This is a genomic window from Shewanella litorisediminis, assembly GCF_016834455.1.
In the GTDB taxonomy this organism is placed as follows: Bacteria; Pseudomonadota; Gammaproteobacteria; order Enterobacterales; family Shewanellaceae; genus Shewanella; species Shewanella litorisediminis.
The window spans coordinates 1107870-1121749 of record NZ_CP069213.1 but is presented as its reverse complement, the minus strand read 5'-3'; the positions used below and the strand labels follow the sequence as shown (position 1 = coordinate 1121749).

Genomic DNA, 13880 nt, shown 5'->3' with positions numbered 1-13880 from the left:
AAAAAATTTTTACGCCGGGCCCCTGGGACGATTTACTGTACAAAAAATCAGTATATACTGTTTATCAATACAGTACTTTGATGACTAATCACACAGGATTGCCGTCATGCTTTGTCAGCTCAGCATCAATAACTTTGCCATTGTTCGCTTTCTGGAATTGGACTTCCGTCCGGGTATGACCAGTATTACCGGCGAAACCGGTGCCGGTAAGTCTATCGCCATCGATGCCCTGGGGTTGTGCCTGGGTAATCGCGCCGATGCAGCCGCCGTGCGTCCCGGTGCCAGCAAAACCGAGGTCAGCGCCCGCTTCTCTCTGGATGATGTGCCCCTGGCTCGGCGCTGGCTGGAGGACAACGATCTTGAGCTGGACGACGAATGTATTCTCAGGCGAACCATCACTTCTGATGGCCGTTCACGGGCCTACATCAATGGCAACCCTGTGCCCCTGTCGCAGCTCAAATCCCTTGGGCAATACCTGGTAGGAGTACACGGCCAACACGCACACCATGCACTCTTAAAAAACGAACACCAGCTGTCACTGCTGGACAGCTACGCCAATCACCGCATGCTGCAGGAGTCTGTGGCCAGCGCCTACCAGCGCTGCCGTCAGGTCGAAGCTGAATTAAGACAGCTTGAACAAAGCCAGCAGGAACGAATCTCCCGCAAACAGCTGCTGCAATATCAGGTTGAAGAACTGGATGAATTTGCGCTCGCTGAAGGGGAGTTCGAACAAATCGAGGCTGAGCACAAACGCCTTGCCAACGGCACCGCCCTGATTGAAGACTGCCAGCACACCTTATCGCTGCTCAGCGAATCCGACGAAGGCAATATTGAGTCGCTACTCAACCGAGCCTTATCCCTCGCCGCAACCCTGGAGTCGCTTGACCCTACCCTGGCCCCCATCGGGAACATGCTCAATGACGCCCTTATTCAGGTGCAGGAAAGCAGCAGTGAGCTTGGCCGCTATCTGTCCAACCTTGAGCTGGATCCCGAGCATTTTGCCGCCCTCGAGGAACGACTCTCCAAAGCCATGACCCTGGCTCGAAAACACCATGTCGCCGCCAACAAACTGGCTGCACATCATCAAGAGCTTGCCAGGGAGCTTGCCGGATTGGACTCCGATGAAGCCCAGCTGGATGAGCTTAAACAGCAGGTACAAACCAGCAGAGAAGCCTATTTCAATCATGCGCAGAAGCTCAGCCAAAGCCGTCTTCGCTATGCCAAAGAGCTGGATAAACAGGTCACCGCCTCCATTCAGGAACTCAATATGCCCAAGGGGAAGTTCACCATTGAAGTGAACTTTAACGACAAGGTAATGAGTGCAAACGGCAGTGACAGTGTGGAGTTTTTGGTGACCACCAACCCCGGTCAGCCCCTGTCGCCATTGGCCAAGGTTGCCTCGGGCGGTGAACTGAGCCGCATTGGACTGGGCATTCAGGTGATTACCGCGAAAAAGGTCTCGACCCCCACACTGATTTTTGACGAAGTGGATGTGGGTATCTCGGGCCCCACCGCAGCCGTGGTTGGCCGTATGCTCCGCTCCCTCGGTGAAGCGACGCAGGTGTTTTGTGTCACCCACTTGCCCCAGGTTGCCGGTAATGGCCACCAACATATGTTTGTGAACAAATCCAGTAAGGGTGGCCAAACCGAAACCTCGATGAAGCCGCTGGACAAAGAGGCCCGGATACAGGAACTGGCCCGTTTGTTGGGCGGTGACACCATTACCGAAAATACCCTCGCCAATGCCCGCGAGCTGCTGCAAGGAACGTAAGCCAGACTTTCCAAGAAATAGCTATAAATAATCAATAAGATAACCTTCAATCTCACCATAGTGTCACGCCCGGATGACAGCACGTTATCCGGGCAGATGGGTCACACATGATCCACATCAACATCCGCAGGCCGTGTCAGTCTTAAGCTTCGGGCATTTGTGGGGCAACGCCTTTGCCCCGTTGCGGCGGATAACTTATGACTTCTATCTCTCAAAATCTCGGCTCGGCTTACAGTGAGCAGCTCCCCAGTCTGGGCCAAAGCCTTTGCGACATCCTGGGCTTTTTTGGCTTGAAACGGCTCTACGGTGTCGGGGGCGATTTTGTGGCTAACCTTATCAACGCCCTTGATGGCCCTTTACAGGTATTACCCTCCAGCAACGAAATGCACGCCGGATTCAGCGCCTGTGCACAGGCAGAGCTAACCGGCCTTGGCGCCTGCCTTACTACCTATACCGTGGGGAGCCTACCCTGTGTCAGCGCCGCCGCCCTTGCCCGCACCGAAGGCTTGCCGGTGATTTTCTTATCCGGTGCCCCAGGAGAGCAGGAAATACACGGCCATGCCCTGCACCACATGGTCCATCCCGCCTCGGGTTGGCATACCGACCTTAATGCGGCGCTCAACGCCTTCAAAGCGCTGGGGATAAAAGCTGAACGATTGCAGGGGCAGCGCCATCAGGGGCAACCCAATGTGGCAGCGGCGCGTTTTTTTGAGCTGGTGTGCGAAGCTGTTCAAACCCGCCAACCCGTGTATATCGAAGTGCCCAGAGATCTGGTCAAACAGCCAACACAGAGCCTGCGACTTCCGGCTAATCTGGCAGAGCTTAACGCCATGACCCGACTGGATCTTGAAGGTGCAGGACTTATCGCCGATGACATTTGCAGTCGTTTGGTGCGGGCCAAATATCCTCTGGTGTACCTGGGGGAGCGCCTGCGAATGAACGGGGCTTTGCTTCAGCGTATTGTGCACTTTTGCCAGCGCCTGGGGCTGCCCTATGCCACCAGTTGGTTTGCCAAGGGCATGGTCGATGAATCTCATCCCCTATGCCAGGGAGCATACAATGGCGTGTTCAGCCAATGCCGCGGGCAAGGTTACATAGAAGAAAAAGCGGACTATGTGCTTGAATTCGGTACTGCCATCTATGACTCAGACACCAACAACGCCTTCGGCAGCGGCACCCACGCCATCGACAAGCACACGAACAAGACCCTGCTGAAAGGGACCGCCCGCTGGGAGCTGGATTTACAGGCGGTAATGGATGCACTGGACAAGGCCAACTTACCGGTACGCAATCTGTCCCCAGCCGGCCAGCGTGATGCCGCTCTTTCTGACACACCCGAAGAAACCGCATCTGTGGGATATGCCAATCTTGCCGGGGCCATTAATCAGTTTCAGCGCGGGAACGGGCAAGACTTTATTTTGGTGCCGGAAGTGGGCAATGCACTCTTCGCCGCGTTTGCCCTGGAGGCCAGAGCCTCGAGTGTTGGCCGAAGTTTCCTGGCCAATCCCTGGTATGCCGCCATGGGTACCAGCCTGCCCTACGCCAGAGCCATCGCTGATGAACTCAATGCCATAGGAAGCCCACAGCCGATACTGCTGATAACTGGAGATGGCGGCTTTAATTTTCAATCGAATGAACTAATTAATCTGCAAAAGCAGAACGCCAACCTCATCATTCTGTACATGCGTAACAACATTTTCCATCTCGGCAAATGTGGTGATGCCCCCATTTACGCCTGTAACGATGAACGATTTGATGTGGCGAAATTGATTGCCGCCTACGGCGGCCAGTACCACTTATGCCAATCGGTCACGGGTTTGTATGCGGCGCTGGAACAGGGAGTTAAGGGCGGATTGCATCTGATAGAAGTGCCCACCTCCACGGCGCCTGAACAGCAAAGCCCCATCGCCATCAAACTGAATACTTATATCAGTGCCAAAAATGGCAGCCCCGAGGCAATGGTTGCTTGGGACAGGCTTTGCAGCAGCCGCCCCCCGCAACCACAATAGCCTGTTAACTTAACTACTGGGGCTTCTTGGTGGATGCTAAACCGCTGAGATGACTGAGCAGCTCAATCGGCAAGGGGAAAAGAATGGTGGAATTATTTTCTCCGGCGACATCGGTCAGGGTTTGCAGGTAGCGCAGCAGCAAGGCATTGGGCTCCTCAGACAGTTTTGCCGCTGCAGCCACCAATTGCGCCGAGGCCTCAAACTCACCCAAGGCATGGATAACCTTGGCACGCCGCTCCCGCTCAGCCTCAGCCTGGCGGGCAATGGCCCTGATCATGGTCTCGTTAAGGTCGACATGTTTGATTTCCACATTGGCGACCTTTATTCCCCAAATATCTGTGTGCGCGTCCAATATCCTCTGGATATCGGCATTGAGCATGTCGCGGTTGGCCAGCATCTCATCCAGCTCGTGCTGCCCCAACACAGATCTCAGCGTGGTCTGGGCAAGCTGACTGGTTGCGTTTAAAAAGTCTTCCACGTTGATGATGGCCTTCTGGGGATCGACTACCCGAAAGTAGAGCACCGCATTCACCCTCACTGACACATTGTCGCGGCTAATAACATCCTGAGATGGCACATCCATCACCACAGTGCGTAAATCAACCCGCACCATTTGCTGAATAATGGGGACAACGATAATGAGCCCAGGTCCCTTGACCCGATAAAAACGCCCCAACATAAAGACGACTGCCCGTTCATACTCTCGCATGATGCGGAACATCGAGATAATTAACAGCAGCAACAGCAACATCAACACACTGAAAGAAACCTGTAGATCTAAGATATAGTCACCCATCTTGGTTCTCCTTTGATTCGTCGAGCGGGCCAAGCTCCAGCAAGAGCCCCTTAATCGCCTCAACCCTGACTAAGGTTCCCGGCCGCAAGGCATGTTCACAGTGGCCCTGCCAGTGCTCTCCCATAAAAAGCACCTCACCTTTACCGGGAAAACCATGGAGCACCCGTGCCCTGCCGCCCACCATGGCCTCAGTACCACTGACAGGCGCTCTTCGGCGCTGTTTAAGCAACATGGATAGCAGCAAGACAAAAAACAGCAGGCTCGCCAGCGCCAGCGCCAGAATCAGTGGCCAGGCTATGCGAAAAGCATCCAACTCACTGTCGATAAGAAAGAGGGAACCCAACACAAAGGCCACTACCCCACCGAAACCGAGTATGCCGAAGCTCGGCACCAATGATTCAGCCACCAGCAACCCAATCCCCAAAAGCAAGAGACCCGCACCCGCGTAGTTAATTGGCAACATTTGCAGTGCAAACATGGCCACGAGTAAACTGATAGCCCCCACCACGCCGGAAACCCCAATACCCGGGCTGTAGAACTCCAACAGCAAGCCATAGATACCCAGCATCATGAGGACATAAGCCACATTGGGGTTGGTGATGGTGCTTAGAAAAGTCGCGCGCCAGTCGGGTCCAGCATCCAACACCTGTGCAGTCCTGGTATTCAAGACGTGGATGGTTCCATTAATCTCAAACCTGCGACCATCAATGGCCTCAAGCAATGCTCTGGGATCGGCGGCAATCAGATCTATAACCCCCAACGCCAGTGCCTCAGTGGCGGTGGCAGTGGCGGCTTCGCGCACTGCCTGCTCGCCCCATTCGGCATTCCGCCCCCGAAGCTCTGCCAGCGTCTTGATATAGGCCACGGCATCGTTAAGGACCTTACGCTCCATATCCGACGCCCCCTGCGGTTCACCTTCCTTATCCTTCTGCTCGCCCCCCGTTGGCGGTCCGAGTTGCACCGGCGTTGCAGCCCCCAAGCTGGTAGCAGGCGCCATTGCTGCCAGATGACAGGCATAGAGCATATAGGTTCCGGCACTGGCGGCGCGGGCACCGGCGGGATACACCAGGCAGGCCACCGGGATATCTGAGGCAAGGATGGCTTGATTGATGTCCCTCAGGCTCGCCACCAAGCCTCCTGGGGTATCCAGCGTCAGCAAGAGCAGTTGGGGAGGCATGACCTGAGTCTGTGCCTTACTCAGGGTGCGGATAAGATAGTCTGCTACCCCGGGCCCTATGGCCCCTTTTACCTCAAGGCGCCACACAGGCGCCACATCACCATCGATGTCCCGGGCACCCACGTTTTGGTGTGAAGTCACTTGAGCGGCTGAGTCAGCAGAATGGTTTGAGCCAATGGCGCGGTCTGATAGAGCCGTGGTGTTTGCAATGTTGGCGTCGCTTAAGATAAATCCGGAGGAAAAAGCAGCAGGAGGGCTTACCGCCACAGCAGAGCTCAAACCGCCGAACAGCGGGGGGAGTAATAATACAAACAGCCCGATTATCGAGGCCAGAAACCGGACAACCGCGGGGCAGAACAACCTATTGAACATAAGCGACTCCCCAGGCTCAGTCTCTGGAGTGCTTACAATGTCAGTCCTTTAAAAGAACCTGAGCCTGTTTGTCCACTGTCTTTAAAAACCAGTGTTCTTTAAGCATAGCCCTTATGGCATAAAAAGAGAGAAAGACGCCGGTGAACCGGCGTCAGAATGCGCTTAACCCGCAAACCAGTAGGCCAGTCCCTGCAGGCAGCCAAGCGCAAATACGCCGGCCAGCACATCATCCGCCATGATCCCCAAACCGCCGTGCACCCTGGCATCCAGTACCCGAATGGGCCAGGGTTTCAGGATGTCGAATATCCGAAACAGCACAAAACCTGCCACCAGCCAGACAACGCCGGTAGGTGCGGCAATCATGGTGATAAGAAGACCTGCTACTTCGTCCCACACAATGGCGCCATGGTCATGCACGCCCATGTCTTTGGAAGCCCTGTCACAGATGTAAACACCGGCCACGACGGCTATCGCAGTGGCGAGCAGATACCAAGCCAGCGGCAGCGGACTTAACAAAAGGTAGAGCGGAATAGCAGCCAGGGTGCCAAAAGTACCGGGGGCTTTTTTGGCCAAACCACTGCCAAAACCAAGGGCAAGAAAATGCCATGGATTCTTTAACGACAGGCGTGACAACGCCTCATCTTGACTGCGCCAACACATCAGAAATGCTCAAACCCTTTATTCATCGGCGTAAAGGGCTCACCGTTATGGGTCAGCTTGAGATTGCTGCCCGCAGTGATCTGGCCGATTCGGAAAAACTTCACCCCTGCATTGGCAAGCGCGATTTCCAGCGCGCCGCGCTGCGCCTCGGGCACGGTGAAGAGAAGTTCATAGTCTTCCCCACCTGTGAGTGCATAACCCAGCGCCTGCTCAAGTGGCACAGAGTCCTTCATCGCCTGTGACAGAGGCAGTTTTTCCACCTCAATGTAGGCACCCACATTGGACGCCTTGAGTACGTGGCCGAGGTCAGACACCAAGCCGTCAGACAGGTCAATGGCACTGGATGCCAGACCACGCAGCGACTGGCCTGCCAGCACCCTGGGTGTTGGCCGGTAATGACGCTCTATCAGATATTCACTGTATTCGGGACGGCTCTGCTGACGCCCTCTGAGTATATCCAGTCCCAGCGCCGAATCACCCAGGGAGCCAGTCACATAGATCCAATCGCCGCTGCGGGCACCATAACGGGTCAGCGCCTTGCCTTCGGGCACCTGGCCGTTGATGGTCACAGCAATGACCTTCACCGGACTTTGGGTGGTATCACCACCAATCAGCGCAATGCCATAGTATTCGGCGGCTTCAAACAGGCCTTCGCTGAAGGCGGCAAGCCAGCTTTCATCCACTGAGGGTAAACTGAGCCCCAGAGTAAACCACGCAGGCTCTGCCCCCATGGCGGCCAAGTCCGAAAGATTCACGGCAAGGGCCTTGTAACCCAGCGCCCAGGCAGGCATATCGTTGAAGAAATGCACCCCTTCGATGAGGGTGTCGCAGGAGATAGCTATCTGCTTGTGCTCCGCCGGTTGAACCAGGGCACAATCATCGCCAATACCGTGTTTTACGTCCCGACGCACCGGGCCACGGCCACAGAAATACTGATCGATAAGTTGGAATTCTTTCACTGTCATTCCGGCGTCGGCCTTGATGTCGGCCCGCCGGCCCATTGAAAAATGAACACCCGAAAATGAAAAACGGCACCCTCGGGCACCGTCTGTCATTTAGTTGCGTGCAACCAGCTTATCCAGAATACCGTTAACGAACTTGTGTCCGTCTTCGGCACCGAAGGACTTGGCCAGCTCGATGGCTTCGTTAATCACCACCTTGTAAGGTACGTCCTTGCGGAAAGTCAGCTCGTAGACGGCCAATCTCAAAATGGCTTTTTCTACTGGCGACACTTCCTCGAGAGGACGATCGAGCAGGGGTTTCAGCTTTTCATCAAGCTGAGCAGTTTTGGTTGCAGCGCCCGCAAACAATTCCCGGAAGTAGGCAACGTCCACACCGTCCAGCTCTTGTTCGGTCAGGAACTCGTGCTCGACATCAGCAACATTGTTACCACTGAGTTGCCAGGAATAGATGGCTTGGACCGCCAGGCGACGGGCCTTACGGCGCTCTGAAGGCTTCATGATTTTTCCTACTAATTACAGCTCTTTATCAATAGCATTAAGTACATTGACCATTTCCAGCAGTCCCAGAGCAGCTTCGCCGCCTTTGTTGCCGGCCTTGGTACCTGAGCGCTCAATGGCTTGCTCAATGGTATCTGTGGTCAATACACCGAAAGATACTGGAGTGTTGAACTCCAGAGAAACCTGGGCCAGTCCCTTGTTGCACTCACCGGCAACAAAATCAAAGTGAGGAGTACCGCCACGGATCACGGCGCCCAGCGCAATGATGCCGTCAAACTTGCCTGATGCAGCAACTTTCTTGGCAGCCAGCGGCAATTCGAAGGCGCCCGGTACGCGCACTACAGTGATGTTGTCTTCGCTGACCTGACCAAAACGCTTGAGCGTATCGATGGCGCCTGACAGCAGACTCTCAACCACAAAACTGTTGAAACGTGATACCACAATCGCCACCTTGGCTGATTTGGCTTCGATATGACCTTCTACTATGTGCATTCTCTCACCTGGTTTAACTTAAGGCACCCGGCTTGGTGCAATCCGCCCGGACGGACCGGGACAAAAAGTGGCGATATCATACCACAGGCTTTTGCCCCAATCCCTATGCTATTTAACTGAAATCGTGAATTACTTACTCGCCCGCGACATACTCGGTCACTTCCAGACCAAAGCCCGACAGTGAGTGGTACTTCTTGGGCGAACTCAGCAGGCGCATCTTGTGCACACCGAGGGAGGCCAGAATCTGAGAGCCCACACCCACACGGCGGGACGTGCCCTGCCATTTGGCGGGTGCTGCGGCCTGGCCCTGATCTTCGGCTTCGAAGGCTTTCACCTTGGCCAGAATATCGCTGTCGTGCTCACGGTTGCCGAGGATAACCAGCACACCGCCTTCGCTGCCGATACGGGCCATGGCCTTTTCGAGCGGCCAGGAACGCTCCTGATCCCGCTCTGAATGGAGGATATCGTTGAAGGTGTTGGTCAGGTGCACCCGAACCAGCACATTATCATTCACTTCACCTTTTACCAGCGCGTAGTGCAGCTGATTGTCGATGGTGTCGCGGAAGGTGTGCATCATAAACTCGCCAAAACGGGTTGGCAGTTTGCAGCTGGCTTCACGCACCACTGTGGTTTCGGTGTTGTTACGGTATTCAATCAAGTCGGCGATGGTGCCAATCTTGATGCCGTGCTTCTCAGAGAATTTTTCCAGATCCGGGCGACGGGCCATGGTGCCGTCTTCATTGAGGATTTCCACAATCACGCCGGAAGGCTCAAGACCCGCCAAACGCGCAAGGTCACAGCCGGCCTCGGTATGGCCGGCACGTGTCAGCACCCCACCTTCCTGGGCCATCAGCGGAAAAATGTGGCCGGGCTGCACCAGATCAGAGGCCTTGGCCTCTTTGGCAACCGCTGCCTGGATGGTCACGGCGCGGTCATGGGCGCTGATCCCCGTGGTTACGCCTTTAGCGGCCTCGATGGACACGGTAAAGTTGGTGGTGAACTGGGCGTTGTTGTTGCTTACCATCAGCGGCAGATTGAGCTGCTGGCAACGGGCGCGGGTCATGGTCTGACAAATCAGGCCACGGCCATAGGTGGCCATAAAGTTAATGGCTTCCGGGGTGACAAGCTCGGCAGCCATGATAAGGTCGCCTTCGTTTTCCCTGTCTTCATCGTCCATCAGAATAACCATTTTACCCTGACGAATGTCTTCGATGATTTCTTCGATACTGTGTAGCGCCATTGTAAGACCTTTATTTTCTTTTAGAGTGTTGTGAATTTTAGCGGCCTGCGGGCCAAAAAACAGGGCCGGGCGCACAAAGCGGTGCTTTGGCTGACCGGCGCTGAGCGCGCTCAGCGCATAAATCCGCTGCGGGCAAGCAAATCCAGAGTCACACCGCCGGATTGGGAGTCTTCGCCGCGTTGCATCAACCGCTCGAGATAGCGGGCAATCTGGTCGACTTCGAGATTCACCTTGTCGCCCACCGCCAAATCAATCAGGGTGGTTTCACCGGCTGTGTGGGGCACTATGGTCAGGCGAAAACGGCTGCCATCCACCTCGTTGACGGTGAGGCTCACCCCATCGATGGTGATGGATCCCTTGTGGGCGATATAGCGGGCAAGCTCGGCGGGGGCCTCCAGCCAAAACTCGATGGCTTTGCCCAGGTGGCTGCGACTGACGACAACCGCACGGCCATCCACGTGGCCGCTCACCAGATGTCCACCCAGGCGGGTGCTTGGGGTCACAGCCTTTTCCAGGTTCACCGCCTGACCGGGGCGATACTCGCCAAAACCGGTGAGCTTCACCGTTTCGGCTGAAACATCGGCCACATAACCATCGGCAAGGCATTCCACCACGGTCAGACACACACCATTGGTGGCAATACTGTCGCCAAGGCGCACATCGGATAAATCCAGCTTGCCGCTGGCTACCGTCAGGCGAATATCATCGCCTTTGCGATCGGTTCGTCTTAAATGGCCTACGGCTTCAATGATCCCGGTAAACATAAATCCTCTTTAGGCTCGATTCAGCGGATGCTGATTTTCAGGCCACGGTGAAGGTAAAGCGCCAATCCTGGCCCACTTTGCGCTCGTCAATAAGCTTAAGACCCGGCACCTCGGCCATGGTCTGATAATCGGGCAGCTGCAGCATATCGCGGCCATGGCTGCCAAGGAGCTTGGGCGCCTGATACAGCACCAGCTCATCACAAAGCCCTGCGGCGATAAAGGCGCCCGCCAGGGTGCCGCCTGCTTCCACCAGCACCCGGTTACAGTTTTCACCGAGGTGAGTAAGCAGCGCGGCAAGGTCAATACGGCCATCAACGCCCGGCAAGGTCAAACAGGTGACAAAATCCGGGATGGAATGCAAAAAATGTGCATCGTATGGCTCAGCGGATACCAGCAGTATGGGGCCGGTAATACCAAAGAGTTTGGCATCGGCGCTCATGCGGCGCTGACTGTCGAGCACCACCCGAATGGGCTGGATAAGCTCAGCCTCCGAGAGGCTTGCGCCCAGGCTGCCAAGCTCACCATGGCGGACATTGAGACTGGGGTCATCCAGCAGTACCGTATCGATACCGGTAATCAGGGCGCAGGACTTTGCGCGCAGCCTTTGCACGTCGCGGCGGGCCTCGGGCCCTGTGATCCACTTGGACTCACCGCTGGAAAGCGCGGTTTTACCGTCGAGACTCGCCCCCACTTTGACGGTCACGAACGGGCGGGCACGCTCCATTCGTGACAAAAAGCCCGGGTTGAGCGCGCGCGCTTCGGCTTCCATCAGGCCATGGGCCACCTCGATACCGGCATCCTGCAGCAGCTTAAGCCCCTTGCCCGCCACCTGTGGGTTGGGGTCGGTCATGGCCACCACAACGCGCTTTAAACCATTATCAATCAGTGCCCTGGCACAGGGCGGGGTGCGGCCATAATGGCTGCAGGGCTCGAGAGTGACATAGGCAGTGGCGCCGCGGGCCTTGACTCCTGCCGCCTTGAGGGCATGCACTTCGGCGTGGGGGCCACCTGCGCGGATATGCCAACCTTCACCTACGATATCGCCTGCGTCATTCACTATCACGCAGCCCACATTGGGATTGGGGCGGGTGGTGTACTGGCCACGCTTGGCCAGCATGATGGCGCGGGCCATCATGGCATGGTCCTGGGCTGAAAATGGGCGGTTGGCAGAGTGGCTCATGGCTTGGTTCTGTCGCTGCTGTAATGTCAAAAGGTTCTGCTAATTCTGGAGCTTCAACTATTTCTGTAGCTTCAACTATTTCTGTAGCTTCAACTATTTCTGTAGCTTCAACTATTTCTGTAGCTTCGCTATAGCCTCACCAAACTCGGAGACGTCTTCAAAGGCGCGATAGACAGAGGCGAAGCGGATATAGGCCACTTTATCCAGCTCTATCAGGCTGTCCATCATCAGGTTGCCAATCATCTCAGAGGGGATTTCCCGCTCGCCGGTGGCGCGCAGGGTCGACTTAATCTTGTTCATCGCCTGGTCAATCTGATCGATGGACACAGGGCGCTTTTCCACGGCTTTTAACATGCCGCTGCGCAGCTTTTCATCGTCGAACGGCTGACGGGTGCCATCACGCTTGATGACCCTCGGCATCACCAGCTCGGCACCTTCAAAGGTGGTAAAGCGCTCGTGGCACTCGGTGCACTCCCGCCGACGCCTTACCTGATGCCCTTCCCCCACCAGACGGGAGTCGATCACCTTGGTGTCGGTTGCGTTGCAAAATGGACAGTGCATGGGGCCTCCTGGCGTGCTGAATGAAGGGCGAAATGGAACCGCAATACAAATAAAAATGGCCGCTATCGCAGCGGCCATGAGTGTATCCTATTCAGGTTAAAAGGTTAACCGTAAACAGGGAAACGAGCGCACAGTTCCAGTACCTGACCTTTTACGCGTGCAATCACACTCTCGTCTTTGGCATTGTCCAGTACATCACAGATCCAGTGAGTCAGCTCACGTGCTTCGGCTTCTTTGAAACCGCGGCGGGTGATGGCTGGGGTACCGATACGGATACCGGAAGTGATGAAAGGAGAACGTGGGTCGTTTGGCACTGAGTTTTTGTTCACGGTGATGTTGGCAGCGCCCAGAGCCGCGTCGGCTTCTTTACCGGTCAGGTCGCGGCCAATCAGGTCCACCAGCATCAGGTGGTTGTCGGTACCGCCGGAGACTATCTTGTAACCGCGCTCAAGGAACACTTCCACCATGGCCTTGGCGTTGGCAACTACCTGCTGCTGATACACCTTGAACTCAGGCTCCAGCGCTTCTTTGAAGGCGACCGCTTTACCGGCGATAACGTGCATCAGCGGGCCGCCCTGACCACCCGGGAATACCGCTGAGTTCAGCTTCTTGTACAGGTCTTCGTCGTTGGCAGCAGACAGAATGATACCGCCACGGGGACCGGCCAGGGTCTTGTGAGTGGTAGAGGTCACTACGTGAGCGTGTGGAACCGGGTTTGGATACACACCGGCGGCCACGAGACCGGCCACGTGGGCCATGTCCACAAACAGGTAAGCGCCAATCTTGTCGGCGATTTCACGCATGCGGGCCCAGTCAACGATGCCAGAGTAGGCAGAGAAACCGCCAATCATCATCTTTGGCTTGTGCTCAACGGCCAGACGCTCCATTTCGTCGTAGTCAATCTTGCCGGTTTCATCGATGCCGTAAGGAATGATGTTGTACAGTTTGCCAGAAAAGTTAACCGGTGAGCCATGAGTCAGGTGACCACCGTGGGCCAGGTTCATACCCAGTACAGTGTCACCTGGCTTGAGCAGGGTCATGTACACGGCGCTGTTGGCCTGAGAACCGGAGTGTGGCTGTACGTTGGCGAAAGTGGCACCGAAGAGTTCTTTGGCGCGCTCAATGGCCAGGGTTTCCACGATGTCGACGTACTCACAGCCACCATAGTAACGCTTCCCAGGATAACCTTCGGCGTACTTGTTGGTCAGCTGTGAACCCTGAGCCTGCATCACGCGGGGAGAAGTGTAGTTCTCGGAGGCAATCAGCTCGATATGCTCTTCCTGGCGAAGGGTTTCGTCTTCAATCGCCTTGAACAGCTCGGGATCATAGTCGGCAATATTCATGGTCTTCTTCAGCATTGGTCACTCCAGCTGGCAAATCTTATAGGTAGGGTTGCGC

The 13880-nt window shown here is 55.6% G+C and carries 13 protein-coding genes; 2 read left to right on the top strand and 11 right to left on the bottom strand.

Annotation, left to right across the window (positions count from 1 at the left end; translation table 11 throughout):
* Positions 1-106: 106 nt before the first annotated feature.
* Positions 107-1771: a DNA repair protein RecN gene (gene recN, locus JQC75_RS04940; RefSeq protein WP_203326356.1), complete on the top strand. Its 1665-nt coding sequence runs from the start codon at positions 107-109 to the stop codon at positions 1769-1771.
* 197 nt (positions 1772-1968) lie between these two features.
* Positions 1969-3780, top strand: a complete 1812-nt coding sequence (locus JQC75_RS04935) for a thiamine pyrophosphate-binding protein (protein ID WP_203326355.1) — start codon at positions 1969-1971, stop codon at positions 3778-3780.
* 13 nt (positions 3781-3793) lie between these two features.
* Here JQC75_RS04935 and JQC75_RS04930 read toward each other — a convergent pair whose 3' ends face one another.
* The 11 genes from JQC75_RS04930 to glyA form a co-directional block, all read right to left on the bottom strand.
* Positions 3794-4576, bottom strand: coding sequence for a slipin family protein (locus tag JQC75_RS04930; protein WP_203326354.1), 783 nt, complete (start codon positions 4574-4576; stop codon positions 3794-3796).
* On the bottom strand, positions 4569-5894 hold the full coding sequence (locus JQC75_RS04925; RefSeq protein ID WP_239002082.1) for an NfeD family protein: 1326 nt from the start codon (positions 5892-5894) through the stop codon (positions 4569-4571). Before JQC75_RS04925 ends, JQC75_RS04930 begins: the two co-directional genes overlap by 8 nt.
* A gap of 393 nt (positions 5895-6287) precedes the next feature.
* Complete coding sequence (locus JQC75_RS04920) at positions 6288-6785, bottom strand: phosphatidylglycerophosphatase A family protein (protein WP_203326352.1); 498 nt, start codon at positions 6783-6785, stop codon at positions 6288-6290.
* Positions 6785-7744, bottom strand: a complete 960-nt coding sequence (gene thiL, locus JQC75_RS04915) for a thiamine-phosphate kinase (protein ID WP_203327123.1) — start codon at positions 7742-7744, stop codon at positions 6785-6787. Before thiL ends, JQC75_RS04920 begins: the two co-directional genes overlap by 1 nt.
* Positions 7745-7840: 96 nt before the next feature.
* Entirely contained in the window at positions 7841-8245 is a 405-nt protein-coding gene (gene nusB, locus JQC75_RS04910; RefSeq protein ID WP_011759136.1) for a transcription antitermination factor NusB, read from the bottom strand.
* A gap of 15 nt (positions 8246-8260) precedes the next feature.
* On the bottom strand, positions 8261-8737 hold the full coding sequence (ribH, locus tag JQC75_RS04905) for a 6,7-dimethyl-8-ribityllumazine synthase (protein WP_011759135.1): 477 nt from the start codon (positions 8735-8737) through the stop codon (positions 8261-8263).
* A 133-nt stretch (positions 8738-8870) separates the two neighbouring features.
* On the bottom strand, positions 8871-9977 hold the full coding sequence (gene ribBA / locus JQC75_RS04900) for a bifunctional 3,4-dihydroxy-2-butanone-4-phosphate synthase/GTP cyclohydrolase II (protein ID WP_203326351.1): 1107 nt from the start codon (positions 9975-9977) through the stop codon (positions 8871-8873).
* 110 nt (positions 9978-10087) lie between these two features.
* Positions 10088-10741 carry a riboflavin synthase gene (locus JQC75_RS04895; RefSeq protein ID WP_203326350.1) on the bottom strand — a complete coding sequence of 218 codons (654 nt, stop codon included), beginning with the start codon at positions 10739-10741 and terminating at the stop codon, positions 10088-10090.
* Positions 10742-10778: 37 nt separating this feature from the next.
* Positions 10779-11921, bottom strand: coding sequence for a bifunctional diaminohydroxyphosphoribosylaminopyrimidine deaminase/5-amino-6-(5-phosphoribosylamino)uracil reductase RibD (ribD, locus tag JQC75_RS04890; protein WP_203326349.1), 1143 nt, complete (start codon positions 11919-11921; stop codon positions 10779-10781).
* Between the two features lie 111 nt (positions 11922-12032).
* Entirely contained in the window at positions 12033-12482 is a 450-nt protein-coding gene (gene nrdR / locus JQC75_RS04885; RefSeq protein ID WP_203326348.1) for a transcriptional regulator NrdR, read from the bottom strand.
* Between the two features lie 104 nt (positions 12483-12586).
* Positions 12587-13840 (bottom strand): serine hydroxymethyltransferase, encoded by a 1254-nt coding sequence (gene glyA, locus JQC75_RS04880; protein WP_203326347.1) that lies wholly within the window; start codon positions 13838-13840, stop codon positions 12587-12589.
* Positions 13841-13880: the final 40 nt, after the last annotated feature.

Coding starts and splice junctions, on each gene's coding strand:
- recN (WP_203326356.1), top strand. CDS start 107: ATGCTTTGTCAGCTCAGCATCAATAACTTTGCCATTGTTCGCTTTCTG.
- JQC75_RS04935 (WP_203326355.1), top strand. CDS start 1,969: ATGACTTCTATCTCTCAAAATCTCGGCTCGGCTTACAGTGAGCAGCTC.
- JQC75_RS04930 (WP_203326354.1), bottom strand. CDS start 4,576: ATGGGTGACTATATCTTAGATCTACAGGTTTCTTTCAGTGTGTTGATG.
- JQC75_RS04920 (WP_203326352.1), bottom strand. CDS start 6,785: ATGTGTTGGCGCAGTCAAGATGAGGCGTTGTCACGCCTGTCGTTAAAG.
- nusB (WP_011759136.1), bottom strand. CDS start 8,245: ATGAAGCCTTCAGAGCGCCGTAAGGCCCGTCGCCTGGCGGTCCAAGCC.
- ribH (WP_011759135.1), bottom strand. CDS start 8,737: ATGCACATAGTAGAAGGTCATATCGAAGCCAAATCAGCCAAGGTGGCG.
- ribBA (WP_203326351.1), bottom strand. CDS start 9,977: ATGGCGCTACACAGTATCGAAGAAATCATCGAAGACATTCGTCAGGGT.
- JQC75_RS04895 (WP_203326350.1), bottom strand. CDS start 10,741: ATGTTTACCGGGATCATTGAAGCCGTAGGCCATTTAAGACGAACCGAT.
- ribD (WP_203326349.1), bottom strand. CDS start 11,921: ATGAGCCACTCTGCCAACCGCCCATTTTCAGCCCAGGACCATGCCATG.
- nrdR (WP_203326348.1), bottom strand. CDS start 12,482: ATGCACTGTCCATTTTGCAACGCAACCGACACCAAGGTGATCGACTCC.
- glyA (WP_203326347.1), bottom strand. CDS start 13,840: ATGCTGAAGAAGACCATGAATATTGCCGACTATGATCCCGAGCTGTTC.